Annotated in this window: 18 protein-coding genes; 9 read left to right on the top strand and 9 right to left on the bottom strand. The window is 66.6% G+C overall.

The features are described 5' to 3' along the window. Positions 1-9 precede the first annotated feature (9 nt). Positions 10-837 (bottom strand): ABC transporter permease, encoded by an 828-nt coding sequence (locus tag KOR34_RS16515; RefSeq protein ID WP_146566214.1) that lies wholly within the window; start codon positions 835-837, stop codon positions 10-12. Positions 838-989: 152 nt separating this feature from the next. On the opposite strand from KOR34_RS16515, the gene KOR34_RS16510 reads away from it, so the two are divergent. Further along, positions 990-1,907, top strand: coding sequence for an NTP transferase domain-containing protein (locus tag KOR34_RS16510; RefSeq protein ID WP_146566212.1), 918 nt, complete (start codon positions 990-992; stop codon positions 1,905-1,907). Positions 1,908-1,972: 65 nt separating this feature from the next. Here KOR34_RS16510 and KOR34_RS16505 read toward each other — a convergent pair whose 3' ends face one another. The 5 genes from KOR34_RS16505 to KOR34_RS16485 form a co-directional block, all read right to left on the bottom strand. Next, complete coding sequence (locus tag KOR34_RS16505) at positions 1,973-2,185, bottom strand: hypothetical protein (protein WP_146566210.1); 213 nt, start codon at positions 2,183-2,185, stop codon at positions 1,973-1,975. Continuing rightward, positions 2,182-3,618, bottom strand: coding sequence for a purine-cytosine permease family protein (locus KOR34_RS16500; RefSeq protein WP_146566208.1), 1,437 nt, complete (start codon positions 3,616-3,618; stop codon positions 2,182-2,184). Before KOR34_RS16500 ends, KOR34_RS16505 begins: the two co-directional genes overlap by 4 nt. A gap of 152 nt (positions 3,619-3,770) precedes the next feature. Beyond that, positions 3,771-5,027, bottom strand: coding sequence for an L-rhamnose isomerase (locus KOR34_RS16495; protein WP_197531501.1), 1,257 nt, complete (start codon positions 5,025-5,027; stop codon positions 3,771-3,773). Positions 5,028-5,186: 159 nt separating this feature from the next. Continuing rightward, on the bottom strand, positions 5,187-6,689 hold the full coding sequence (locus tag KOR34_RS16490) for a rhamnulokinase (RefSeq protein ID WP_146566205.1): 1,503 nt from the start codon (positions 6,687-6,689) through the stop codon (positions 5,187-5,189). 213 nt (positions 6,690-6,902) lie between these two features. Then, positions 6,903-9,110: a bifunctional rhamnulose-1-phosphate aldolase/short-chain dehydrogenase gene (locus tag KOR34_RS16485; RefSeq protein ID WP_146566203.1), complete on the bottom strand. Its 2,208-nt coding sequence runs from the start codon at positions 9,108-9,110 to the stop codon at positions 6,903-6,905. A 136-nt stretch (positions 9,111-9,246) separates the two neighbouring features. On the opposite strand from KOR34_RS16485, the gene KOR34_RS16480 reads away from it, so the two are divergent. Continuing rightward, positions 9,247-10,074: a DeoR/GlpR family DNA-binding transcription regulator gene (locus KOR34_RS16480; RefSeq protein WP_146566201.1), complete on the top strand. Its 828-nt coding sequence runs from the start codon at positions 9,247-9,249 to the stop codon at positions 10,072-10,074. Between the two features lie 70 nt (positions 10,075-10,144). Here KOR34_RS16480 and KOR34_RS16475 read toward each other — a convergent pair whose 3' ends face one another. Together KOR34_RS16475 and KOR34_RS16470 are read right to left on the bottom strand one after the other, a co-directional pair. Next, positions 10,145-11,383 carry an alpha-hydroxy acid oxidase gene (locus KOR34_RS16475; protein ID WP_146566198.1) on the bottom strand — a complete coding sequence of 413 codons (1,239 nt, stop codon included), beginning with the start codon at positions 11,381-11,383 and terminating at the stop codon, positions 10,145-10,147. Between the two features lie 502 nt (positions 11,384-11,885). Further along, positions 11,886-12,887: a hypothetical protein gene (locus KOR34_RS16470; protein WP_146566196.1), complete on the bottom strand. Its 1,002-nt coding sequence runs from the start codon at positions 12,885-12,887 to the stop codon at positions 11,886-11,888. Positions 12,888-13,550: 663 nt separating this feature from the next. On the opposite strand from KOR34_RS16470, the gene KOR34_RS16465 reads away from it, so the two are divergent. The 4 genes from KOR34_RS16465 (at position 13,551) to KOR34_RS16450 (ending at position 20,463) form a co-directional block, all read left to right on the top strand. After that, positions 13,551-14,288, top strand: a complete 738-nt coding sequence (locus KOR34_RS16465; RefSeq protein ID WP_146566194.1) for a hypothetical protein — start codon at positions 13,551-13,553, stop codon at positions 14,286-14,288. Then, entirely contained in the window at positions 14,281-15,831 is a 1,551-nt protein-coding gene (locus tag KOR34_RS16460) for a hypothetical protein (RefSeq protein WP_146566192.1), read from the top strand. Before KOR34_RS16465 ends, KOR34_RS16460 begins: the two co-directional genes overlap by 8 nt. An 891-nt stretch (positions 15,832-16,722) precedes the next feature. Further along, positions 16,723-18,987: a glycoside hydrolase family 95 protein gene (locus KOR34_RS16455; RefSeq protein ID WP_228714669.1), complete on the top strand. Its 2,265-nt coding sequence runs from the start codon at positions 16,723-16,725 to the stop codon at positions 18,985-18,987. Between the two features lie 78 nt (positions 18,988-19,065). After that, a complete protein-coding gene (locus KOR34_RS16450; protein ID WP_228714668.1) occupies positions 19,066-20,463 on the top strand; it encodes an arylsulfatase in 1,398 nt (465 codons plus the stop codon). Positions 20,464-20,684: 221 nt separating this feature from the next. Here KOR34_RS16450 and KOR34_RS16445 read toward each other — a convergent pair whose 3' ends face one another. Continuing rightward, entirely contained in the window at positions 20,685-22,379 is a 1,695-nt protein-coding gene (locus tag KOR34_RS16445) for a GH39 family glycosyl hydrolase (protein ID WP_146566188.1), read from the bottom strand. 174 nt (positions 22,380-22,553) lie between these two features. On the opposite strand from KOR34_RS16445, the gene KOR34_RS16440 reads away from it, so the two are divergent. The 3 genes from KOR34_RS16440 (at position 22,554) to KOR34_RS16430 (ending at position 25,821) form a co-directional block, all read left to right on the top strand. Continuing rightward, a complete protein-coding gene (locus KOR34_RS16440) occupies positions 22,554-22,802 on the top strand; it encodes a hypothetical protein (RefSeq protein ID WP_146566186.1) in 249 nt (82 codons plus the stop codon). 267 nt (positions 22,803-23,069) lie between these two features. Continuing rightward, positions 23,070-23,681, top strand: coding sequence for an NAD(P)H:quinone oxidoreductase (gene wrbA / locus KOR34_RS16435; RefSeq protein ID WP_146566184.1), 612 nt, complete (start codon positions 23,070-23,072; stop codon positions 23,679-23,681). An 85-nt stretch (positions 23,682-23,766) separates the two neighbouring features. Then, complete coding sequence (locus tag KOR34_RS16430; protein ID WP_146566182.1) at positions 23,767-25,821, top strand: catalase; 2,055 nt, start codon at positions 23,767-23,769, stop codon at positions 25,819-25,821. The last annotated feature ends 51 nt before the right edge of the window (positions 25,822-25,872 follow it).

Below are 25,872 nucleotides of genomic sequence, written 5' to 3'. Positions count from 1 at the left end.
TGCAATCGTCTACCCTCCGTAACCGCTGTACCGCTGGTAGCCGGCGTTCATGGCCCAGCGGCTGGCCCCGATGAAGAACAGCACCCAGGCGGCCTGCAGCATCAGGCCGAGCGCCAGGTCCCAGCCCTGCACCTTGCCGAGCCACACGGCCGACGGGAAGTACGCCAGGAACTGCAGCGGCTGCAGCATCACCACCTTGGCCAGCCAGTCCGGCAGGAACCCGTACAGGAAGTCCAGCGGGAACATGTGCCCGGAGAAGAAGAAGTTGAACAGCATGTACACGAACAGCAGAGAACTGACCTCCAGGAACCAGAAGCCGAGCATGCCGATGGTCGCCTCGAGGTAGAACCCGAGCAAGAAGCCCATGATCAGCGACGCCACGAACGCCAGCGCCTGGGTGGGCTCGGGCCAGGGGGGGAAGTAGTCGCCGCAGAGCCAGAACACCAGCGCGAAGGGGATCGCCGCGACGATGTAGTAGACGAGCTTGTGGGCGATCCGCGCCAGCAGCAGGAACGACAGCAGGTCGATCGGCTGGATCATGAACTTCTTGATCTCGCCCTCGCGGACCTGCCGGGCGATGCCGGACGCCAGGCCCGGCATGCTGCTGAACGCGCGGCTGACCATGGTGAGCAGGTAGTACGCGATGACGTCGTGGCTGCTGTAGCCGCGGATGTCGCCGCCCCGGACCGACGCGAACACGGCCGTCCACAGGAAGATCTGCGTGACGATCGGCAGGAACCGCATCAGCGTGCCGAGGATGAAGTCGCCCCGGTAGACCAGACGCTCCTCCAGGCAGATCCGCAGGATTGTCCACCAGGTTGTTGCGCGGGCCAGCATGCAGAGGAAGGGGAGAGGGGAGGGCGGCGGGGTTTCTGCGATCTTCGTTCATTCGGCCCCGGGCCGCAAGCTGGCTGCTCTTGGCGCTGCGGCGGGGGCGGCGAGAATGTGGGCTCCGACACTAAAAACAACCGCAACCCAGAGAGACCCAAGTGCCACACAACCCAGACGGACCGGTCCTGTTGATCATGGCGGCGGGCGCCGCCCGGCGGTACGGCGGGCTGAAGCAGCTGGCGCCGGTTGGGCCCGGCGGCGAGGCGATCATGGAGTACTCCATCGCCGACGCGCTGGCCGGCGGGTTCGGCCGGGTGGTGCTGGTGATCCGCAAGGAGTTCGAGCAGCAGTTCCGCGACAAGTTCGTCGACCGGGCCCGCGGCGCGGCGCCGATCGACTTCGCGTTCCAGGAGCTCGAGAGCGGCGTGCCCGCCGCCCACCTGCCGGTCGAGAGGGAGAAGCCGTGGGGCACCGGGCACGCGGTCCTGTGCGCCAAGAACCTGATCGACCGGCCGTTCGCGGTGATCAACGCCGACGACTTCTACGGCCCGTCGGCCCTGGCCGAGATGGGCGGGTTCCTGCAGGGCGTGGGCGGCCAGCAGCCGATGGCCGGGGCGATGATCGGCTACCAGCTGCGCAACACGCTTTCGGACCACGGCACCGTGAGCCGCGGCGTGTGCGAGGTGACCCCCGACGGCGCCCTGTCGACCATCACCGAGCGGCACAGCATCGCCCGCGCCGGCGACGACGCCGTGTACCACGCGGCCGAGGGCGAGGAGCTGCGCCTGAGCGGTGACACCACCGTGTCGATGAACCTGTGGGGCTACCCGGCCGAGGTGTTCGGCGAGCTAGAGAAACGCTTCCACGCGTTCCTCGACAGCCCCCGCGAGGCGAAGCAGGAGTACGAGATTCCCACCGTCACGCGGCAGATCATGGACGACGGCCTGATGACCGTGCGCGTGTTCAAGACCGCCGAGCGGTGGTGCGGCATGACCTACCAGGAGGACCTGCCGATCGCGCAGCGGCGGATCGGTTCACTCGTTGAGGAGGGGAAGTACCCTAAGCAGCTGTGGTAGGCAGCCGAAGCGAGGAACGGTCAGCGCCGCTCAGCAAGCGGAAGGATCGATTCGGAACCTGACGGCTACGGCACGACTTCGCCGCCGGACTCCTCGACGATCTTTTCGAGCTTGGTCTGGCGGTCGGCGACCGGCGCCACAATGAACCAGACGACCGTGAACACCAGCAGCCAGGTCTTCATGCTCTCGAGGCTCATCGATCCGGACAGGTAGGCGGCCGGGGGAGCGATGGTGCCGAGCAGGGCAACCAGGCCGACAACGCGGGCGATAGTTCTCATGCTGCTTCTCCGGCGGGGGACTGCTGCAGGACCTTGCTGAGGCCGATGTAGATCGCCGAGGCGATGAACCAGCCGGGCAACGCGACGAAGTAGATTTCAAACACGCGGACCCCGCCGATCGTCACGTCGGGGAGGCCTTTGACCAGGCCGACGCAGATGGCGAGCGTGCCGAGCCACGCGGCACCCGCCGCCCAGTTGAACGGGATGCGGGCGTACTCGGCGTAGTAGGACCGCAGGCCGAGCCTCGGCAGCAGCCAGAAGTCGCAGAAGATAACCGCGCCCATCGGCATGAGGATCAGGCCGTAGATCGCGACAAAGCCGAGCAGGCCCATCGCCACGCCCGGGAACATGCCGACCACCGTGACGATCAGGCCGGTGCCGACCGTGACCCAGAACCGCGAGGCGCCGGGGATGATCGACTGGAACGCCAGGCCGGCGCGGTAGATGGTCGGGTTGGCGGTGGTCCAGCCGGCGATAATCACACAGATCAGGCCCGCCACGCCGGCGGCGCTGTCGGCCAGCGGGCCGGGCAGCACGTCGGTGTTCTCTGGGTTCCGGTGCAGCTGCAGGGCGTACAGGATCGAGGCGCTGATCCAGGCCATGAAGTGCCCTACGTACATCCCCGAGGCGGTCGCCAGGCCGTACCACGACTTTTTGGCGAAACGGAACACCGACAGGTCGCTCATGCCGACGTGCATCGCCATGTTGCAGAACCAGCCGAAGAACATCACGTGCCAGAAGGTGAACTTGGACTGGTCGCCGATCGGATCGCCGCCCTTCCAGATGTCGTTCTTGGCGAGCTCCCAGAACGACGCGAGCGAGTTGACCTCGGTCCCCGTTTCGTTCATGAACTCACGCAGGCCGATCAGGCCGAACGCCAGGAACACCAGCACCATCCAGGGCGCCGCGATGTTGGCGAAGCGGGCCACCATGCTGTAGCCGGCGGCCGCCACAATACTGACCACCACGCCGAGCGCCGCCACGGCCACCACCCAGCTGACCGAGGTCGGGTAGGTGTCGCCGAGGCTAGGCATCGGGAACTTGAACCACACGCCGAGCGCCGTCGCGGAGACCGTGATCATCGAGCCCGCCAGGAAGCAGAACGCCACGCCGTTCGCAACGTTGTACAGCGTCACGAGGTGGCGGCCACAGATCTTCTCCAACTGGTAGTACAGTGTCAGGCGGGCGCGGGTGGCGATCGGGGCGCACAGCAGCATCCAGCTGAGCACCGCCAGCGCGTTGCCGATCAGCAGGCCCACGATCAGGTCGAACGCGCTGACGCCCGCCGCGACAAACAGCGGCCCGAGCATCAGCTCGGTGCCGGCGCAGTGCTCGCCGGCGTACATGCCGACAAAGCTCTTGAAGCCGAGCAAGGAGCTCTCGGGCGCCGGTTCGCGTTCAAACTCGCCGCCCGTCGATTCGGAATCGCTCATGCGTTGTGTCTAGAAGAGGGGAGAAGAGGAGGGGATTGGTTATCAGAGAACTTCGGTCGACGCTAATGTAACGACCCTGGCTAAGCCTTGGCTAGCTGAATCGAAAGCTTGGCGACCAGCTCCAGTGAGTGTTCATATTCGACAACTCTGAACTAATTGCGTTTGGCCAGCACGTCGGACTCGTAGCGTTTGACCTCGGCGAGCCAGGCGTCGCTGGCGGGGACGCCCGACCGCTCGCAGTGGTAGTCCCACACCGCGCCCCAGGGCATCTGCTTGGCCTCCTCGAGCAGCGCCAGCCGGGTGGTGAGGTCGCCGCTCTGCTCGGCGGCGGTCAGGCGGTCGATCGGCTCCAGCATCGCCCGCAGCAGCGACTTGAGCGTCGCGCGGGTGCCGATCACCCAGGCCGCGACGCGGTTGATGCTGGCGTCGAAGAAGTCGAGGCCGATGTGCGTGCGGCCGAGGTACTCGCCGCGGACCAGCTCCTGGGCGAGGGCGTTGAGCTCGTCGGTCAGCAGCACCACATGGTCGCTGTCCCAGCGGACGCCGCGGCTGACGTGCAGCAGCACCTGGTCGACGTACTGGAACACCGAGGTCAGCTTGTCGGCCAGCAGTTCGGTCGGGTGGAAGTGGCCGGCGTCCAGGCAGAGGACCGTTTGGTTCTTCACCGCGTAGCCGAGGTAGAACTCGTGCGAGCCGACCACGTAGCTTTCCGAGCCGATGCCGAACAGCTTCGACTCGACCGCGTCCAGCAGGTGCTGCTTGTCGTAGGGCTTCGCGAGGATGGCGTCGAGCGAAGCGGCCAGCCGCTCGCGGGGGCCGCGGCGGTCGATCGGCAGGTCCTTGTAGCCATCGGGGATCCAGATGTTGGTGACGCACGGCGAGCCGAGCGCGGCGCCCATCGACGCGCCGATCTCGCGGCAGGCGATCCCGTGGTCGATCCAGAACTTCCGGACGCCCTCGTCGGGGCTCGACAGCGTGAAGCCGTCGTCCGCCTTGGGGTGCGAGAAGTAGGTAGGGTTGAAGTCGAGTCCGTGGTTGTTGGTCTTGGCCCAGTCGATCCACGAGGCGAAGTGCTCCGGCTGCAGCTCGTCCCGTTCGACCGTGGCGCCGTCGAGCTCGGCGTAGCAGGCGTGCAGATTCAGGCGGTGGTCGCCCGGGATCAGCGCGTAGGCCTTGTCGAGGTCGGCGCGGAGCTCGTCGGGCGTGCGGGCCTTGCCGGGGTACGACCCGGTGACGGCCAGGCCGCCGCCCAGCTCGTCGGCGCCCTCGAAGCCGGTGACGTCGTCGCCCTGCCAGCAGTGCATCGAGATCGCGACCTGCGAGAGTTGCTGGAGCGCCGCGTCGGCGTCGACGCCCCACTCGGCGAACTGCTCCTTGGCGAGGTTGTAGCGTTGTTCAAGGTCGGGCACGGTTGGTCTCGTGTAGGTCGTCGAAAAGTGTGAGTTGATTTGGCGAGCCGAGTTGCTCGTAGCCCCCGGCTCTGCCGGGGGATCTCTTTGCTCGTATGTTTTTGCTCTGACGCCATCCCCCGGCAGAGCCGGGGGCTACGGGGTAAATAGTCAGCGATCTCAGCTTGAAAGGGTTTCGAATCGCTCGCGCGCCTGGCGCCAATCATCCTTGGCGCCGATCGGCGTCGCGGCTTCGACCGGCTCGGAGCGGGCGACCACCTGGCGGAGCTCGGCCAGGTCGGCGATGGCGCCGCAGCCCATGGCCTGCACCAAAGCGTTGCCGATGGCGGTGGCCTCGGTGGGACCCGTCAGCACTTGGCAGTTGAGGGCGCCGGCGGTCATAGCGTTGAGCAGCTTGTTCTGCGTGCCGCCGCCGACCACGTGCAGCCGTTCAATCGGGCTGCCGGTGAAGCCCGCCAGCCGGTCGGCGGTTTGGGCGTAGCACAATGCTAGGCTCTCCAAGCAACAGCGGACAAACTGGCCGGGGGTTTCTGGGGCGGGCTGCCCGGCCGCGGCGGCCAGCTCGGCAACACGAGGCGTCATCGCCCCCGGCGCGGCGAGCCTGGCGTCGTTCGGGTTGATTAGTGTGCGGAACGGCTCGGCCGCCTCGGCCAGCTCGACGAGCTTGGCGAACGAGTAGTCCTGACCGGCGTCGGTGTACTCGCGACGCAGCTCCTGCACGAGCCACAGGCCGGCGATGTTTTTGAGGAATCGGATCGTGCCGTCGACGCCACGCTCGTTAGTGAACGGCGCGCGGCAGGCGGCCTCGGTGCTACACGGCTGACTCAGCTCGGCGCCGAGCAGCGACCAGGTGCCGCTGGACAGGTAGGCCCAGGGGGCGCCGGCATCGGTTACCGGCGCGGCGGCGATGGCTGACGCGGTGTCGTGCGAGGCGGGCGCGATCACCTTCAGCCCCCGTGGGGCGCCGGTCTCGTCGGCCAGCGCGTCGCGGAGCGAGCCGACCTGCGTGCCCGGATCGATGATCGGTCCGAGGATGCCGGACGGAAGGTCAAGCAGGCCCATCAGGCCGAGGTCCCACTCGCCCGACTGAACATCGAGCAGCGCGCCGGTCGAAGCGATCGTCCGCTCGGTGGCCTGCTCTCCTGATAGCCAGTAGTGGAACAGGTCGGGCAGGAACAGCAGCCGGCTGGCGGCGTCGAGTTGCGCCGGCTCGGCGGCGCGGAGCGCCTCGAGCTGGAACACTGTGTTGAACGGCATCCGCTGGATTCCGGTGCGGGCGTACAACGCCTCCTCGCCGCCAACCCGCTCCACGACGCGGTCGCTGGCGGGCTCGTTCCGCGCGTCGCGGTAGCAGTGGGGCAGGCCGAGCACCTCGCCGCCGGCGCCGACTAGCACAAAATCAACGCCCCAGCAGTCGACGCCGATGCTCGTCAGCTCGACGCCCAACTCCTTGCACCGCGCAGCGCCGGCCGCCAGCCCGTGCAGGATCTGCCGCCAGATGCCGGTCAGGTTCCAGACGATGCCGGTGGGGACGGTGCAGGCGTGGTGCTCGAAACGGTGGACTTCTTCCAGTTTGAGCTGCAGCGGTTCGCCGTCCAGCAGGCCCAGCATCGCGCGTCCGGAACTGGCGCCGAGGTCGATGGCCAGGTGAGCGGACTGCATAGATTCACCAACGGGGTAAGAGAAGAGTGCCGCTATTCTGTGATGACTCGACCGCCGGGTCTAGTCGCCCGGGCAGTTTGTTCCCCGCGCTCCGCACACGCCAGCCGGCCGCGCGGACGCAACGGGCGCGACGCACGCGGTTGGGAAGGCTTCCGGGGACGGTGGAAGCCGCGTGCGAGCGTGCGCCCGTTGCGCTGCGAGGGTGTCCGCCGACTACCGCTGGAAGGCCTCGTGCAGGCCGCCGTCGACGTTGATAATCTGGCCCGTGGTCTTGCCCGAGCGGTCCGACGCCAGGAAGTACGCCGCCTCGGCCTGGTCGGCCGGGGTGATCGGGTGTTTGGTGAGAGTCCGCTGAGCGTAAAAGTTCGCCAGCGCGGAACGCAGCTCGTCGTCGCTGGCAGACTCCTCAAACGGGATTTCGTACTTCGTGAGCGAAGCGATCACCCGGTCGCGGGGGAACATGGTCGAGCCCTGCACCACGGTCGCCGGCGCGATGGCGTTCACGCGGGCCAGCGGGGCCAGCTCGATGGCCAGCTCCCGCACCAGGTGGTTGGCGGCGGCCTTCGAGGTGTCGTACGCGACCGAGCCCTTCTTGCTGACCACGCCGTTCACGCTGGTGGTCAGCACCACGGCGGCCGGCAGGCCCTGCTCCTTCAGCAGGCCACGGCACTCGTCCACCACGTTGTAGCTGCCCTGCACGTTCACGTTGAACGTGAGCTGCCACTGCTGGTCGGTCACCTGGCCGTCGCGGCTGGGCGGCACAAACACGCCGGCCGTGACGATCAGCTTGTCCAGGCCGCCGTAGGCCAGCAGCGTCTGGGCGTACAGCTCGCGGATCGACTCGCGGTTGGTGATGTCCACGCCCAAGCCGATGGCCGGGCCGCAGGCCGAGATGCCGTCGCCGGCGACGCCGATTCCCTGGCCGTAGATGTCGGTCAGCTCGTCGGCGGTCGCCTGGGCCGCTTCGGCGTTGAGGTCGGCACACACGACGTGGGCGCCCTCCTTCGCGACGCGGTGGGCCACCTCCTTGCCGATCCCGTTGCCGGCGCCCAGCACCACGACGATGTCGCGGGCCAGGTCCTTCTCCGGCGGCATCCGCTGCAGCTTGGCCTCCTCGAGCAGCCAGTACTCGATGTCGAAGGCCTCTTGCTGGGGCAGGGCGATGTACTCATCCATCGCCTCGGCGCCACGCATCACCTCGACCGCACAGTTGTAGAACTCGGCGGTCACGCGCGACTCGCTCTTGTTCTTGCCCCAGGCGATCATGCCGACGCCGGGGACCAGGATCACGGTCGGGTTGGGGTCCCGCATGGCGGGCGAGTTGTCGTGCTTGCACCGCTCGTAGTAGTCGGCGTAGTCCTTGCGGTACTGCTCCAGGCCGGCGGTCAGCTTCTGCTTGAGCGCGTCGACGTCCTCGGTCTGCGGGTTCCAGTCCACGTACAGCGGCTTGATCTTGGTCCGCAGGAAGTGGTCCGGGCAGCTGGTGCCCAGCTCGGCGAGCCGCGGGGCGTCGTTCGAGTTGACGAACCGCAGGATCTTCTCGTCGCCCTGAACGGTGCCGATGAACTTCTTCTGCTGGCAGACCTGGCCCCGCAGCCACGGCAGCAGCTTGACCAGCACGTCCTTGCGGGCGTCGGCGTTGAGGGTCTGGTACTTCTGGCCGCCAAAGGTCTGCTCGCCCTTGTCCTTGGACTCGATGAAGCGGGCCGCCTTTTCGATGAGCGACAGCGTCAGCTCGTAGCACTCTTTGTCGTCGTCGGCCCAGTTGATCAGGCCGTGCTGGCTCATCACCAGGCCCTTAAGGCTCGGGTTGGCCTCGGCCTCGCGCTGCATCATCAGACCCAGCTCGAAGCCGGGACGCAGCCACGGGACCCAGCCGATCTCGTCGCCGAACACCTCGGTGGTCAGCTCCTTGCTGCGGCGGCTCGCGGCGATGGCGATAACGCTGTTCGGGTGCATGTGGTCAACGTGCCGCGCCGGCAGGAAGCCGTGCAGCGGGGTGTCGATCGAGCTCGCCCGCGGATTGAGGTTGAACGAACAGTGCGGGAAGTAGCCGACCATCGCGTCCTCGGACGGCGTCTTCGGGCCGGGGTTGGGGCTGTCGCGGTAGAGCGGCTGCAGGGCGAGCAGCTTGTCCATGTACAGCGATGCGAAGTTGCCCCGCTTGCTGGTCCGCAGGTCGCCGCCGGATCCCTTGACCCACAGTACGTCGACCTCGTCGCCCGACAGCGGGTCGGCCGCCATCACCTTCGACGAAGTGTTGCCGCCGCCGGTGTTGGTGATCCGCTGATCGGCGCCCAGGCAGTTCGAGCGGTAAACCAGACGCTCGACCTCATCGAGCTGGCTCGCCACGCTGTCGTCCCAGAGGTAATTGACGTGTTTCAGGTCGTTGACGTCGACGGAAGGAAGGGTCGTTGACATGTGGGAAATCGCCTGGTTTTGCCAAAACGGGCCGGAGAGGGATTGAAAGGCCACATAATCTCACTCATAATGCCACTCGTCAAGCCGCTGATCGGACAATATCGCAAAATTTCAGGCGCCTTCGGGCCGCTGATGCATGACTCAAGAAGCCGCCACCCAGTCCACCACGCCTACTACGCCGCTACCCCAGGAACGCCACGACCAGATCATCGGCCTGCTCGAGAAGCAGGGCTCGGTGCGTGTCGCTAAGCTGGCGGAGCGGTTCTCTGTCGCCGAGGAGACCATCCGGCGCGACCTGGAACGCTTGGGTGAAGCCGGCCTGCTGGTCCGCACCCACGGCGGGGCCCTCCGCATCCGTGACGACCGCCAGGATGCGCCGATCGCGGTGCGGCGGACCACCAACGCCGCTCAAAAGCGGGCGATTGCCGCGGTTGCGGTTCCCCTTGTTCAAGAGGGCGAGACCATCGCCCTCGACTCCTCCAGCACTGCGCTCGAGCTCGCCAGCGCGTTGCCCGACATCCCACTGACGGTGGTGACCAACTCGCTCGACGCGGTCCGGGTGCTCGCCGCGCGGACTCACATTACGGCCACACTGACAGGCGGAGAACTGGCGCCCGAGTCACGGTCGCTTCTGGGGCCGATCGCCGAGGGCACGCTCCGCCAGTTCGCCTTCGACAAGGTGTTCTTCTCCTGCAAGGCCATCGACCCGCGCCGCGGGCTGAGCGAGGCGAGCGTCGCGCACGCGTCGCTCAAGCGGTGGCTGCTGGACCTGGCGGACGCGTCGGTGCTGCTGGCCGACCACAGCAAATTCGGCGTGCGCTCGGTCTCTTTCTTCGGCATGCTGACAGAGGTCGGCACGCTGGTCACCGATGACCAGACCAACCAGGACTTCCTCGGGCCGCTCGAAGCCGCCGGGGTGCAGACGCTCATCGCGGCGCCGTCGGGCGCCAACGCCGGTCCGTAACGCGGGCCGGTTGGCGCAGTGCAGTGTCGGTTGCACGCCCTGGGACGCTACGTCTCGGCAGGTGGCCTCGCTACACGCGGCTGTCACGCAGGTACGATTCGTCGAGCTCGGCAAGGCTCGCGCACCCGAGTTGGCGCATGGTGTGCTCGAGTTCTGACCGCAGGATGCTGAACGCCTTGCTCACGCCGGCGTGTCCGGCTGTGCCGAGGCCGAACGTGTAGGCGCGGCCGATCAGGACCGCTTTTGCCCCCCTGGCGATTGCGATCGCCACGTCGCCTCCGGACCGGATTCCACCGTCCATGAGGACATCGATGTTCCGGTCCTTCATGTGCGGTGCGATCTCCCGGAGCGCGTCGAGCGTGGGCAGCACCCGGTCGAGCTGCCGCCCGCCATGGTTCGACACCACGATTGCGGCGGCGCCGACGTCGGCCGCCTTTTGCGCGTCGTGGAGGGTGTGCACGCCCTTGACGATGATCGGGCCCTGCCAGGCGTCGCGGATCCATTGGATATCGTCCCAAGTGACGGCGGCCTTCTGCAGCTGATTGCCGATGTCCGCGTACGGCATAGGCTCGCCTCCCGGCAACTCGATGTTGGGGAAGTCCATCAGCCCGCCGTCGTGGTAGTAGCTGGTCAGCCACGAAAGGTGCCGGCTCATCTGCGGCGCGAACCGCATCTTCTGCAGCAGGCCCCCGTTGATCGCTTGGGACGAGCCGTTCCGCATGTCGCGGTACCTCAGGCCGGCCACCGGGGTGTCGATCGTCAGCACCAGCGCCGTGTAGCCGGCCTTCTTCGCACGCTCGATCGCTTTGGTCGCAACCTCTTGCCCGCCCACAAGATAGAGCTGGAACCAGCAGTCGTGCGGCGAAGCGGCCCGAACCTCTTCCAGCCTGGTACCGGTCAGCGTCGACAGGGTGCAGATCGTGCCCGCTTCGCCCACCGCCTTGGCGGCGACCGCCTCGCCGTGGGGCCACACGGTGCGGAGGCTGCCCACCGGCGCGGCGATGATGGGCATGCTGACCTTGGTCCCGGCCACCGTGGTGCTGGTGTCGATCGAGTCGTAGCGGATCCCGTAGTTGGGTGCGAAGCGGGTGCGCTCGAAAGCGGCTTCGTTTTCTCGCAGCGTCCGCTCGTCACTCGCGCCGCCCAAGAAATAGTCGCCCACCACAGGCGGGATCCGCTTCTCGAACAGCGACTTGAGGTCGCTAATCGTGAAGCACTTGTCGAGGCGTTGGGTCCACCGACGCACGGTGGCGTCGTGGCATGGCTTGAGCAGTTTTTGGAGCGTGCCGGCTTTCTGGATCTCACTCATCACGACGACTGGCTGTCTTGACCTTGTCTTCCGCGCTGGGGCGACGCGGCATCGGGAGGGTTGGAAAGGAAGCGCCGGCGGCCCGCCCGAGGACCGGCCACGCAGGCAGAATAGAAGCTTTGCTGTAGATCAGAGCGCCGCTACAACCGAGCGTCTCAGGCCGTGCCGCCCCCGCATGGTGGGCGGGGATCGGCCCGCACGAGGTTACCATTTTTCTCGGGACTCTGCTAATAGGCCCACCGCCCGGCGGAAGCCTTGGTTGGGGCCGTGGGCGGCCCGGCCGGCGGGGGACCGACCGCCGCCGTGCTTTCTGGGTTGGGCGAGTTGGTCCCAAAGCCGTAGGACTGCCTGACCCCGTTGCGGGAACTGCACTGCGCGCCGCGGGCCGCCTAGCACGCCTCACCCGCCGGCAACGCGTTCGGCGCCAACAGCCCGAACACGCTGCCCGTGATCCTAGTGGGCTCGTAGCCCAGGCCCGCAGGGGCTATGCACCGCCAGCCGTCTAGAAGCTGAGCGTCGCGCGCGCCGTCAGGCCGTGGTACAGCACCTCGCCGTTCTGGATGCTGGAGGTAGCGGGCTGGAACGGCTGCATGTCGATGGCTTGGCTTTGATCGCCCGCCAGGGCCACGCCGGTGATCAGCATCAGGTTGTAGCCCGCGTCGACGGTGAGGCAGTCCATGACGCGGACGCGGGCCAGCAGGCCGAGTTCGCCAACAAAGGCGCCGCGTTCCGAAGAGTCGGCGGTCGAGCCGAGGGTGACCGCGCCGGCGGCGTTCGGGAAGCTGTCCAGGCGGGTGTCGGCAAAGTACACGCCGGCCTTGCTCGTCGCGACCAGAGAGAAGCACGAGCAGGGGCGGGCCCACAGGTCGGCGTCGACGCCCAGCTGCAGCCCGTACAGCTCGTTCCGGGTCTCGGTGAAGAGCACGCCGGTGAACCCGGGGAAGCTGCCGGCGATGCCCTCGTTCAGCTGCAGGTAACGGAAGCCGGACTTTACCCGGACGACGGCGCACGGGTCCGTGCAGTACAGGTTGATCTCGCCGCTGTGCAGGTCGGTGTCGTAGGCCACGGCAATGTCGCTGAAGTAGTCGTCGCCCTGAAAGGTGACCTGGTTGCCAAACGAGGCCGCCGCCAAGTCCTGCGCATCGCTCGAGATCTGCAAGTAGCGGGCCTCGAGCCGTGACCATCGGCCGCTGACTTCAAATCCCGACTCAAAGTCGCCCTCGAAGTCACTCATCCCGATCAGGGTGTCGCCGCTGGAAGCGGCGCTCACCAGCGGTGAGTTGCGGCCATACTCGCGGGCCATGTACAGGTACCCCGCGGTGAACTCGCAGCTCGGGCAGCAGTCGCAGTCGTTGCCGCATGCGCAACAACCCGCGGCGCCAGCGACCTCTCCGTAGCAAGCGGTCTGGAGGACGTTCGCGCGGAACGCCGGCTCCGCCCCGTGAGCAGAGCCGGCGGCGATCGCCACCGCCACGGTCATAACCGCGCAGGTTTGCCAATTCATACAGGTCGTCCTTAGCGGCTGCGCGCTGGTTGGTGATGCATCCGCCCAACTCCAGAGCGAGGGGCCAATGGGTTGTTCGGCACGCCGACCGGGCGGCGGTTACCTGCCGTACCACCGCTGGCGCAGCCCGCAAACCTGGACTACCCGACCAAGATTGCCGGGGGCGATCGCCATCCCCAGCGCGTCGCTCACTGTAGGCCGTAACCAACGCCAGACCCGCCTTGGGGTATTGTCCGATTCGTTTTGTCCAAAAACACGAGCGGAGGGGGCAAAACTCGGCGCATACTTCTGCCTCGTTTGTGCGTAAGTGCTTTTGAAATAAACTCTTGCGCCGGTGTCTCCCCAGCAGGCCCGCGGGGTTTTGTCCGATTTTGGCGGCGCCAGATCGGCCAAAACCCGGGGCCTGATCAGCGCTCAGCTTGGACAACCGCTCACTGCGCGCAGCGGCCCAGCCACCCCACCGCGGCAGGCGAACACCCGAGCTCAATCTCCATTAGAACGCGCGGGGTGGCCGTTTTCAGCAACGAACTGAGGGCGGTAGAGGGAACACTTTTATCGGCGGCGTTCCAGGGGATTCAGAGCCAGTAGTGCGGCGGCGTGCCCAAGAAACTGGCGCCGATTGCGAATAGGATGCTACTACTCCAACACCTCGTAACGGCGCCTATGAAATACGTGATTCGACTGTTCGCGATCGTCCTCTTGCTTGCTGGCGGGATCGCGCTGGCCCGGCTGTCGATGGCCAACCACGAACTGCAGCGACAGATCACCCAGCTCGAAGCCGAGGTGGGGCGGATGCCGATCGAGGACTCCGAACGCGTCCATCTCGTGGAGATCGAGTCGCCCGAAGTGCCGCCGGAGGTGGCGGCGCGGGTCGAACGCGTCTGGCAGTTCCGCTGCTACCTCCCTCCAGACTACGGCATGATGCGGTTCAGTGGCGACGGCCGGGTTGCGGAGGAGGGGCTCTACTTCCAGGGCGGTTCCAGTTCGGGCTCGGGCTCTCCGAGTCCTGAGGCGATCCACCAGCTGATGACCGTCAGCTTTCAGAAGAAGGGCGACCGGCTCGAGGCGTTCCACGCGTTCGGCGGATCATCGGGGACCTCTTCGTGGGGGAGTTTCGACGTCGATGACTTTGACGACTCATGGGTCGTCCAGAAGGCAGTGAGCAGCAGCCGAGGCCCACGATCGTTCGATCACGAAACGATCCTGCCGCTGCTGAAGATCTACGACCCCGACTCCGCCGAGGAGAAGCAGGTCGCGGGCCAGCCGGTGACAACCTACGCCGGCGGGTTGTTCGTGCTGTGCCCCAAGTCGCTTAACGCGGAGTTCGACCAGCTAAAACGCGGCGAAACACCCGCCGGCTTCGACCCCAGCTGGGTGGCGGGGGTGGCGGCCGATGAATGACGCCCACCCGCGGCGATCGCTCTCGCCCCGATTCTCGCTGCTGAACCTGCTGACGCTAACCGCCGTGGTGGCGATCGGCGCCGCCGCGGGGTCGGCGTACCGAGAGAACCAGGCACTGGTCCAAGAGCATGACGAGCTGCTCGCCCTCTCCAGTCGCCTGCGGGTGGGCGACGCGGGCAAGCTAAACTCGGCCGCGATGCCGCGGGTGGCGGACGACTTCTACTCGTGGAACGTGCACGTGCCCGACGGTCAGGACTACGAGCTGCGGCTCGGCGTGGGAGAGGTCTCTGAGAACGGCGTGCCAAGGGACTTCGACCGCGTGGCGATCCCTGCGGGGCGCCACCGGGTGACGCTCCACGCCGGCGACTCGCCCGACGAGGAGTTCCGCTTCGTCGTGTACCTGGACGGCGAGCCGGTGATCGATCGGTCGATGGGCCGCGACTGGATACCGGGCGGCTGGTCGTCCGCCGGTGGGGTGAACTGGCCGCCGACACGGGAGCCCGCCCCGGAGCCGCTGCAGCTCTCCTCGCGATACTACAAGCCGAAACGCGACTTCGGCCGTGGAAGCGGGCGCTACTTCAACGGCAACAGCGACAACTACGTGACGCGGAGGGGATACCGGCTCTGGATCGACGACCCCGACCGCAGCTACCCGCCGGCTTCTCCGTTCGTCGGCATTGGCGGTGCTTCCCAAATTGACGGCGTCGGTTTGCGGGACGGCATGCGGTTCCAGCCGCGTGGTCGTGGGCCTTACGAGTGGTGGTTCACGCGACCGAGTCTGGAAACGCGAGACCCCGTGCTCCAAGTCTCCGCCACGTTCATCGGGACCGACGGCGCCACGCTCACCAGCCAGACGCCGGCTTTCGAGTCGTGGCAGCTCCGCAGCGGCCCCCAGGGAGAGAACGCCCTGAGCTGGCAGGCCGACCCGCCGCAGTCGGCCCGCTCCGCCTTCCTGCACGCGGTGCTTGCCGCCGGCGCAGCGCCGCAGCCGGTCGTCGAACTGAGATGGGACACCAGCAGGCCCGACGAGGTGGCGCTGCGGCTGGCGGACACGCCCGCCAACGACCGCATCAGCCGCTGGCGGCTGCGGTTCGTGAGGGGCGCCGAGCAGCTCTGGCGGGTGCTGCAGGTCGGCGACCGCACGATCGACGCTGGCAACGCAACGGATGGCGAGTCGACCACGCCGGCCGGCGATGCAATCGCAATTGATCCTGAGGGCGGCGAAGCGGCCGACACCCTCCTCCGGTGGCGGGCCAAAGAGACGCTGCCCCTGCAGATCGTCGAGCGGACCCAGCCGAGCTACGGGGGCATCGGGCTCTACAAGGGGCTGCCGGTGATGCTCGGGATGCAGGTACCGGCGGCGATGAAACCGGCCCTCAAGGTCCAGCTTCTTGACGAGGACCCCAACTTCCCGGGCCAACCGTTTCCCAGCGGCGCGGTCTACGACGAGATCGAGATCGACCTCGACGCGACCGTGCGCGAGTGGATCTGGCTGCGGGCAGAGCCGATGGAGATGCCGGAAGCAGAAGAAACCGGACGCTAACGCGTGCGTCGGGTCAGCCGTCGCTGTACGCCGTATCAAGCGCTAGCGCAGTTGCGGCGTGAAGCACGTCTGCCGTTTGTTACGGCCTACACCTTCGTAGCAGTCTCGTAGGGTGGGCGGCAGCGAAGCGAACGCCCACCGCTAGCGGGCCGCGTCTTAACAAACGGTGGGCCTATCGGCCCAACCTACGTGGCTTCGCTCTGGGATCGCGTTTGATTCGTGGTGGCGTGCATCGCATCCAAGGGGTAGCTGGCGATATCAGGCCATGGTTGCGTGGCACATAATGGGTGTCGTCCTGCTCTTGGTCTTCTCATGTTTCTCAATCCTCTAAGGGATCGTTCGCACAGCCGCTCAGCTAGCCGCTGCGTTCGTAGGCCGTAACATGCGTTAGCGCGGTTACGGCAACGAGAGTGTCTGCCGTAACCGCGCTCCGCTTGTTACGGCCTACTGACTAGCGCCCTAGCGACAGCCTCACTTTGGTCGCTATTCCCAGCTCAGCACCACCAGCGACACGCCTTGAACGGACGGAACCTCGCAGGAGGGCGACGCTGCGTGTGCTTGGGGGCTGTCGGCCCGCTGAGGTTGAGAGAACCGACCCCCTGCGCGGAAGCCACAATCCAATCACCGCAGTCGGGCGGGTTGGAACGGCGGATCACTGCACGATCGCGCCATGTTATGCTAGGGGATCTGTCGCACGGTACACCCCAGAGCTCAAGTCAAGATAGCCAAGAAAGGCGCCAGTCGATGATGCCGCCTCTGCGTTTCAATCCACTACGCTCCCATCCGCTGCGCTTTCTGCTGGCGTGTATTGCAGCGATCGCTTCGGCAACGGAGACCGCCGCGGACGAACCGGTTCCGGGTATCAGCTTCAAGCACCAAGAGCCGGCCGAAGTGACCGGCCTGCTCGAACCGCCCGCGGAGCCCCTGTCGCTCTGGTACGTAAAGCCGGCGACCCGCTGGGAAGAGTCGTTGCCGGTCGGTAACGGCCGGCTGGGCGCGATGGTCTACGGCGGCGTCAGCAACGAGATCATTCAGCTCAACGAAGAATCGATCTGGGCTGGACCGCCCGTCCCCACGCTTTCCGGCGACGCCAGCGAGACCATCAGCCAGGTGCGAACGCTGCTGTTCGAAGGCCGCTTTGTTGAGGCTCAACAGCTCCAGCAGTCGATCATGGCGCCCAGGATATCGCCGCGCAGCTACCAGACGCTGGGCGAGTTGAGTTTCGACTTCGGCGTCCAGGGACCGGCGACCGAGTACCGCCGCGACCTCAACCTCGACACCGCAGTCGCGACGACGCGGTTTTCCGTTGGGGGCGTCGAGTACACACGCCAGGTGATGGCGAGTCCGGTCGACCAGGTCGTCACGGTCCGAATCACCGCCAGCGAGCCGGGGGCGGTGTCGTTCACCGCGGCGCCTACTCGGAAAGGCGTCTTCTCGGTCGAGCCGCAGGGGGACGATGCTCTGGTCGCGCGGGGCCAGGCTTCGCACGGCGACAAACACAAGGGCGTGAGATTTGCCGCCGTCTATAGAGTTGTCGCCTCGAACGGGAGCGTTCGCACGGAGGACGGCAGCCTCCGGGTGGACTCGGCGGATGCGGCGACCCTCTACATCGCCGCGGCGACCGACTACAACCGCAACGACACCGCAAGGCCGCTTGAACGTGACCGCGTCGCGACCTGCCTGGCGACCGTCCGCGCCGCGGTTGCGAAGGGTTATGACAGAGTGAGAGACGACGCGATCGCGTCCCACCGAGAACTGTTCCGTCGCGTGGAGCTAAACCTTGGCAGGCCTTCTAGCGAATCGACCCTGGAGCGGCTGCAGACCTACGGGCAGGGCGGGCCCGCCAGCGACCCCAACTTCGAGGCGCTCTACTTCCAGTACGGCCGGTACCTGCTGATCACGTCGTCGCGGGACGGCGCCCTCCCGGCGAACCTCCAGGGCATCTGGTGCAAGGACATGGAGGCGCCCTGGAACAGCGACTACCACATCAACATCAACGCGCAGATGAATTACTGGCCCGCCGAGGTGGGCAACCTCTCGGAGTGCCACCGGCCGTTCTTCGATTACGTGGAACGCTTGGTCCCGGCCGGAAAGCAGACCGCTCAGGACCTGTACGGCTGCCGGGGCTTTTTCGCTTCGCACACATCGGACGCGTGGCACTTTGCCGTTCCGTTCGGCAAGGTGCAGTACGGGCAGTGGGTCGTTGGTGGGGCTTGGTGCACGCAGCACTTCATGGAGCACTACCGCTTTACCGGAGATAAAGAGTTCTTGCGGTCGCGCGCGTACCCTGTGCTGAAGGAAGCCTCGCTGTTCTTCCTCGACTGGCTCGTGGAAGACCCGGAATCCGGCAAGCTGGTTTCTGGGCCGAGCACCTCGCCCGAGAACAGGTTCTACGTCCCTGGGACAGAGAACAAGCAGTGGGCGAACCTCTCGATGGGGCCTTCCATGGACCAGCAGGTCATCTGGGACGTGTTCACCAACACCCTGGAAGCGGCCGAAATCCTGGGGATCGACGACTCGTTTGTCGCGGACGTGCGGGCCAAGCTTGAGAACCTGGCGCTGCCCCAGGTCGGATCGGACGGGCGGCTGATGGAGTGGGCTGAGGATTTCGGTGAGGTAGACCCCGGGCACCGTCACATCTCCCACCTCTTCGCGCTGTACCCGGGGCGTCAGTACCACCTCAACAACGCTCCGGAGATGGTCTCCGCCGCGCGCAAGACGATTGACGCCCGATTGGCCCAGGGCGGCGGCCACACGGGTTGGAGCCGCGCATGGATCATCAACTTCTGGGCTCGGTTCAAGGACGCGGAGAAAGCCCGCAGCAATCTCGTTCTGCTGCTCAGGAAGTCGACCTACAACAACCTGTTCGACAAGCATCCCCCCTTCCAGATTGACGGCAACCTAGGAGCCACCGCCGGAATAGCCGAGATGCTCCTTCAATCGCACGCGGGGGAAATCGAACTGCTGCCGGCCCTGCCGGAGGCGTGGGCCGACGGTTCGGTCAAAGGCCTGCGCGCGAGGGGGGGCTACGAACTCGATTTCGCCTGGGTGGAGGGCAAGGTCACCGACGTGTCGGTCCGCCGCGTCGGCATGTTCCCCCCTGAAGCCGTAAAGCTACGCGTCAACGGCGACGTCCGAGAGCTGGGAGTTGAATGAACTCCGGCCGCGGAGCGTTGGAAACGTTTCAGCGTCCCCTCCATCGTCCTTAGCCCGCCACGCCCCGGTAGTCACCTCATGCGATACCTGTTCTTAATGCTCTGCACACTCGTTGCTCTCCCCACGGCAGCTGCCGCCGAAGGAGAGCGAAGCCAGCCGAACATCATCTACTTGATGCTGGACGAATGGGGGTACTTCGAGTCGAGCCACATGGGACATCAGGAGTTGGTCACTCCCAACATCGACCAGTTTGCCAGCGAGGGTATGCGGTTCACCAACGCGCTGGCTGGCGCGCCCGTCTGTGGCCCCACGCGGTGTGTGTTGCTCACGGGACTGCACAGCGGGCACACGTCGGTGCGAACCAACAACGGCTACTCGCCCATTCGGGCAGACGAGCCAACGCTAGCCTCGATGCTCAAACAACAAGGCTACGTGACCGGTGGTTTCGGGAAGTGGGGAATCGGTGCGCGGGGCACCTCGGGTGTGCCGGAGAAGCACGGCTTCGATGTCTTCTTCGGCTACTACGACCAGGTCCACGCCCACACGTACTACCCACGCTACCTCATCCGCAACAGCGAAGAGGCGCCACTGGCCGGCAACACCGGCGGTGACCCCTACACCGGAAAGACCCATGCCCAGCCGGTGATCTGCCGTGAGTCGCTCAAGTTCATCCGCGACAACAAAGACCACCCCTTCTTCTGCTACCTTCCCTGGACGCCGCCGCACGGGCACTGGGGAATTGATGAGGACGACCCCTCTTGGAAACTGTTTGCCGACAAGCCGTGGAGGGCGGGGCAGAGCACGGAACGCGACGCCCGGGTCTACGCCGCGTTCATGCACATGGTCGACCGCCAGCTCGGAGAGATCAAATCGTTGCTTCAGGAGCTCGAGCTTGACGACAACACGATCATCTTTCTGTGCGGGGACAACGGTGGGCAAGACTACTTCAAGACCCCCGACCGCCCCCACGGGTTCTTCGGGCCGAACCTGAACCCGGTGACCGGGGAACGTTTCCGCGCCGGCAAGGGGTCGTTGTACGAGGGCGGCCTCCGGGTGCCGTACCTTGTTTGCTGGCCAGGCACAATCAAGGCCGGCTCTGTTTCGGACCACGTGCTTGGATTCCAAGACGTGATGCCCACACTTGCCGAGCTGACCGACGCTAACTGCCCCCCCACCGATGGCCTCTCGTTCCTGCCGACATTGATGGGGCAGCCCGGCCAGCAGGAGCATCCGTATCTTTACTGGGAGCACCGCAACCAAGTCGCCGTGCGAAAAGGCAGATGGAAGGCCTACCGCGCCGGGAAAAACCGCTGGGAGCTCTACGACCTGGCCGCTGACATCGAAGAGAAGCACAACGTCGCCGCGAGCCATCCGGAAACCGTGCAGGAGCTGGCCGCTTTGGCGAGGGAGTCTCACGAACCGGTGGAACCGGGAGAGATCTACGACCGTGAGCTCGCCAGCAAGGATAGGAAGTAACTTGTCGAGCTAGCTCCACCTCTTGCCCGCCAGGTGCGGGAGAGCCCATGGCGGGCGCGCCGGTGGGTTGGTCGCGGACTGCACGCGGTCCCTGAGTGCCCAGCTGGTAGCTCCCAGGGCGTCACAAATTGTGTACGAAAAGATAGAACCGCACGCTAACGCGTCGCGGCTGATGGAGGGACGCCGACGCCAAGCCCCGCGTGCGTAGCGCCCGTCGTGGTTCAGTCCCAGCTCAGCACCACCAGCGACACGCCTTGGCGTGGCAGCTCGAAGTCGACGGTCGCGGCGCCGTCGGACGCTTCGACTTCGCGTGGCTCGTGCAGCTCGGCAAGCCGCGACGCCTGCTCGAGTTCGGCGTACTGCCGGCGGCCGGGGGCGACCGGTTTGCCCATCCGCAGCCAGGCGTCGTAGCTGTTGCTGTGCTGCTTGTCGACGCGGTAGTGGCTCAGCTTGGCCTTGGCGAGCGAGTCGGGCAGGCCGTCGATCTTCAGCGCAACCGCCGCGTCGGGGCCGGCCAGGTCGTCGTCGTGGTAGTGCCACACCAGCACGGCCACCGAGTTGTCCGTGCGGCTGGCCAGGGCGCCGACGTCCGGCTCACGGCGGACGCCGCGCCGCATGATCCGCTCGAGCGGGAGCTGCCCCGAGCTCTCGGCCGTGACCCGCTGGCCGTCCATCTTGCTCATCATGCGGAACACGTTGAGCACCGGCATTGCCAGCCCGTTGCTGGCCAGCTGGCGGAAGCCGGCGAAGTAGGGCTGGTCCTCGAACGTGAACGCCCAGGTCAGCGCGCCGGCGAAGTTGATCCCGTGCTTGTCGGCCAAGTCGTGCTTGCGGGCGAAGCTGGCGGCGGTGTAGCTGGAGTACATCGTGCCGTTGCGGTAGCTGAACTGATCGCCCTGGCAGGCGGCGCAGCCCTCCGGGTCGGACTCGCCGATCACGATCGGCGTGTCGCGGAGCTGCGGAAACTCGGCCACGATGCCGAAGCCGCGGTCGATGGTCCGCAGCTGGTTGGCGATGCCCATGCGGATGTGGTCGCCCTCCCAGCGGGGCGCGCCCTTGGCGTGGAACGACACAAAGTCCAGCCGCGTGCCCTGCTCGCCGGTAGCGTGGTTCGTGCCCTCCAGGCAGTGGCGGTAGAAGTTGCGGGCGAAGTCGCCGCCGTCGCCGGCCACGTCGGGCCCGCCGATGCGGGCGGTCGGCAGCGCGCGGAGCACGCCGGCGATCGCGTAGTCGTGCAGCTTGTTGAACTCCTCCTGGGTGCCCCGCCAGTAGCCGATGTTGGGCTCGTTCCAGGTCTCCCACCACCAGGACTCCACCTCCTCGCGGCCGTAGCGGTCGACGCAGTGCTGGGCCCACTGGTAGGCCAGCTCGCCCCACTTCTCGTAGTCGTTGGGTGGGTAGGCCCAGCCGGTGTACACCTCCTCGTAGGGCATGCCGGGGCGCCAGCTGTGGGCGTAGGGTTCGGGCCGGGTGGAGAGCGCCTGCGGCATGAAGCCGAGCTGCACGTACGGCCGCACGCCCCGCTTGAGGTAGGTGTCGAATATCAGGTCGACGATCTCCCAGTCGTAGACCGGGCCGCCATCGGCGTCTTCGGTGTAGGCGTTGGTGCTGCCCCACTTGAGCGCCGGGTACGCGGGCCCGGTGTTGAGCAGGTTGTGCGTGCGGAAGAACACCTCGCCCGGCGCCATATCGCCGAGCTGGCCGAGCAGCTTGCGGCCGTCCTTCATGTAGGCGTAGTTGGGCTCGTCGGCGCCGAAGAACCGCCAGATCCGCCGCAGCTCGTCCTGCGTTTGGTCGGCGTCGACCTTGATGGACACCGAGAACGGGCCGTCCTGCTGGGCGGAGCAACGCGGCAGGCCGGCGAGACCAACGACGCAAGAAAGGGCGAGGGTGAGGTAGGCGGCGCGAGGGTCCATAGGTGCCTGGTGTTCCGGAGCTGAGGATAAGGGTTCGACGCCTCAGCATTGTAGGGGACGGTTGCACGCGGCCGCAACTTTCGCCGGAACCGCGCCGCCGCGGGCCGGTTTTGGTGGGGGCGGCCGCTCGTGCTACACTCGTGGCGTTGTCGCCATCCGATCGAGGCCACCGAAATGCTCGACGATTCTTCTCACCGTTTCGTGGCCGACGGACCCGAGCGCTACGGCCGCGCCATCCGAGATGCGCACCTCCCCGGCATCGAGGCGGCCGTGCTCGAGGAGTACCAGCTCCGGCTCAACGCCGCTGGTGTGCTGCGACGGTGGCTGGTCCGGCTGCAGATCCGCGCCGAGATTGAGCGCCGACTGGCCGTTGCGTTGTCGGTCGACGACGCGCCTGAGCCTTCGCCGACGGCGCTCTGGTAGCAGGACGTCGCGGCGAGTTGCTCGCTGGTCGGCCGCCGGTCGGGTTGGGCGGTCGGCGATCGGCCGCGGTGCGCTGCTCGGTGCCAGCCCGCGTCGATTCCGTGTCGCTATTCGGGCACCGAAGCGATGCTTGCGGCAGCACGCTTCGTATTGCGCAGCAATTGGCACAGGCCCTGCTGTAGCGGAGCAGCAGTCCTCGTGCGCCGCCGGAGACTCCGGTCGGCCGCTACGCTCGCTCCCTCGCGCACTCTTGCCAGCAGGCCCCCCATGAAGGTTGCTGTCGTCTTTTACAGCACGTACGGACACGTCTACCAGCTCGCCCAGGCAATCGCCGATGGCGCGAGCGGCGTTGATGGCGCCGACGCAGAGCTCTACCAGGTCGCCGAGACGCTCCCCGACGAGGTGCTCAAAAAAATGGGCGCCTTGGAGGCCCGAAAGGCGTTCGCTGACGTGCCCGAGGCCACCACCGACGTGCTCGCCGAGGCGGACGCGGTCGTGTTCGGCACGCCGACCCGCTTTGGCAATATGGCCGCCCAGATGCGAACGTTCCTCGACTCGACGGGCGGGCTGTGGAAGAAGGGCGCGCTGGTGGGAAAGGTCGGCAGCGTGTTCGCCTCGACCGCGACTCAGCACGGCGGCCAAGAGACCACCATCACCAGCTTCCACACTACGCTGCTGCACCACGGCATGGTGGTGGTTGGGGTTCCCTACAGCTGCCCGGAGCTCTCGGAGATGGGCGAGATCACCGGCGGAACGCCCTACGGCGCCACGACGCTGGCCAAAGATGACGGCTCGCGTCAGCCCTCGGAGAACGAACTCGCCATCGCCCGCTTCCAGGGCAGGCACGTAGCCGAGATCGCCAAGAAGCTGGCCGGGTAATCAGTCGGCCGGCTGCCGCTCAATCAGAACACCGTACGGCGGGGCCGTCCCCGCCGCCTTCAATGCTCAACGATAGGAATGTGCTGTGTCAGATACAAAGAAAAACGAAGCGCTCGGCAAGGGCGGGGAGCTCCACCAGCACGCCGCGTCGCCCGAGGGTAGGCTGACGTCCAACCAGGGGGTGGCGGTCAGCGACGATCAGAACACGCTGACGGTCGGACCCCGCGGGCCGCAGCTGCTGGAGGACCACCTGCTGCGTGAGAAGATCACGCACTTCGACCACGAGCGCATCCCGGAACGTGTGGTCCACGCCCGGGGCTACGGCGCCCACGGCTATTTCCAGGCCTACGAGTCGCACGCCAAGCTCACCAAGGCGGACTTCCTGCAGGACCCCGCGGTGCAGACGCCGGTGTTCGTGCGGTTCTCGACGGTCGCCGGCAGCGCGGGCTCGCCAGACGCGGCGCGGGACGTGCGCGGCTTCGCGGTGAAGTTCTACACCAGCGAGGGCAACTACGACCTGGTCGGCAACAACATCCCGGTGTTCTTCATCCAGGACGCCATCAAGTTCCCGGACCTGATCCACAGCGTCAAACCGGCGCCGGACCGCGACTTCCCCCAGGCGCAGTCCGCGCACGACACCTTCTGGGACTTCGTGTCGTTGATCCCCGAGAGCATGCACATGCTGATGTGGGTCATGTCGGACCGGGCCATCCCCCGCTCGTTCCGCATGATGGAGGGGTTCGGCGTGCACACCTTCCGGATGATCAACGAGCAGGGCGACGTCACGCTGGTCAAGTTCCACTGGCGGCCGAAGCTCGGCACGTTCTCGCTCGTCTGGGACGAGGCGGTCGTGATCAACGGCGCCGACCCCGACTTCCACCGCCGCGACCTGTGGAACGCGATCGAGTCGGGCGACTACCCGGAGTGGGAGCTGTGCGTGCAGGCCTTCACCGAGGAGGAGGCCGCGGGCTTCAACTTCGACGTGCTCGACCCCACCAAGCTGGTCCCCGAGGAGCTCGTGCCGCTCACCCCGCTCGGCAAGATGGTCCTCAACCGCAACGTGGACAACTTCTTCGCCGAGACCGAGCAGGTGGCGTTCTGCCCGTCGCACGTGGTGCCAGGCATCGACTTCTCGAACGACCCGCTGCTGCAGGGCCGGTTGTTCAGCTACCTCGACACCCAGCTCTCGCGGCTCGGCAGCCCCAACTTCCACCAGATCCCGATCAACCAGCCGAAGTGCCCGATCAGCAACTTCCAACGCGACGGTCACATGCAGACGTTCGTGCCGACCGGCCGGGTCGCCAACGAGCCCAACACCCTGGACGACGGAGCGCCGCGCGAGTGCCCCAAGACCGGCTTCTCCAGCGCACCCGTCCCCGAAGCGGGCGACAAGATGCGAACGCGGCCGGAGAGCTTCGCGGACCACTACACGCAGGCGAGGCAGTTCTACCGCTCGATGCTGGACGTGGAGCAGGAGCACATCGCCGGCGGCCTGGCGTTCGAGCTCGGCAAGTGCAAGGAGCTGAAGGTCCGCAAGCGGATGCTGGGCCACCTGAAGCTAATCGACGAGGGGCTGTGCGAGGACGTGTCGAAGAAGCTCGGCATGGTCGGCATGGCGGACGACATCAAGCCCGCCGCCCCGGTGCGCGACTCGGAACCATCGCCCGCGTTATCGCAATACAAGAAGGCGCCGCAGACGCTGATGGGCAAGAAGGTCGGCCTGCTGACCACCGACGGCGTCGACGCCAAATGGCTGGCGTCGCTGCAGAAGGCGGTCGAGGAGGAGGGCGCCACGCTGGCCATCATCGCCCCGGCCGCCGGCCCGTTCGCCGACAGCAGCGGCGGCGAGGTCACGCCCGACGACTTCCTCGACGGCGCCCCGTCGGCCCTGTTCGACTGCGTTGTCGTGGCGCCCACCGCGGACGACTCGGCCATGCTCGGCAAGCAGCAGGCGGCCGCCAACTGGCTGCGGATGGCCCACGGGCACCTCAAGGTGATCGGCTACACCAAGGCCGCCGAGTCGCTGCTCGACGACGCCGGCGTCCCGGCCGAGGCGGGGCAGGGCGTTGTGGCGGTGGACGGGGGCTTCGGCGACTTTATCGACTGGTCCAAGAAGCACCGGGTGTGGGACCGCCCGTAGCCTGTCCCGTAGCTTGCACAGCGGAAAGCTTGACCGGCGGCGCGCCGCCTG

It is taken from the genome of Posidoniimonas corsicana (assembly GCF_007859765.1).
GTDB lineage: Bacteria > Planctomycetota > Planctomycetia > Pirellulales > Lacipirellulaceae > Posidoniimonas > Posidoniimonas corsicana.
This window is presented reverse-complemented; position numbering and strand designations above follow the sequence as displayed.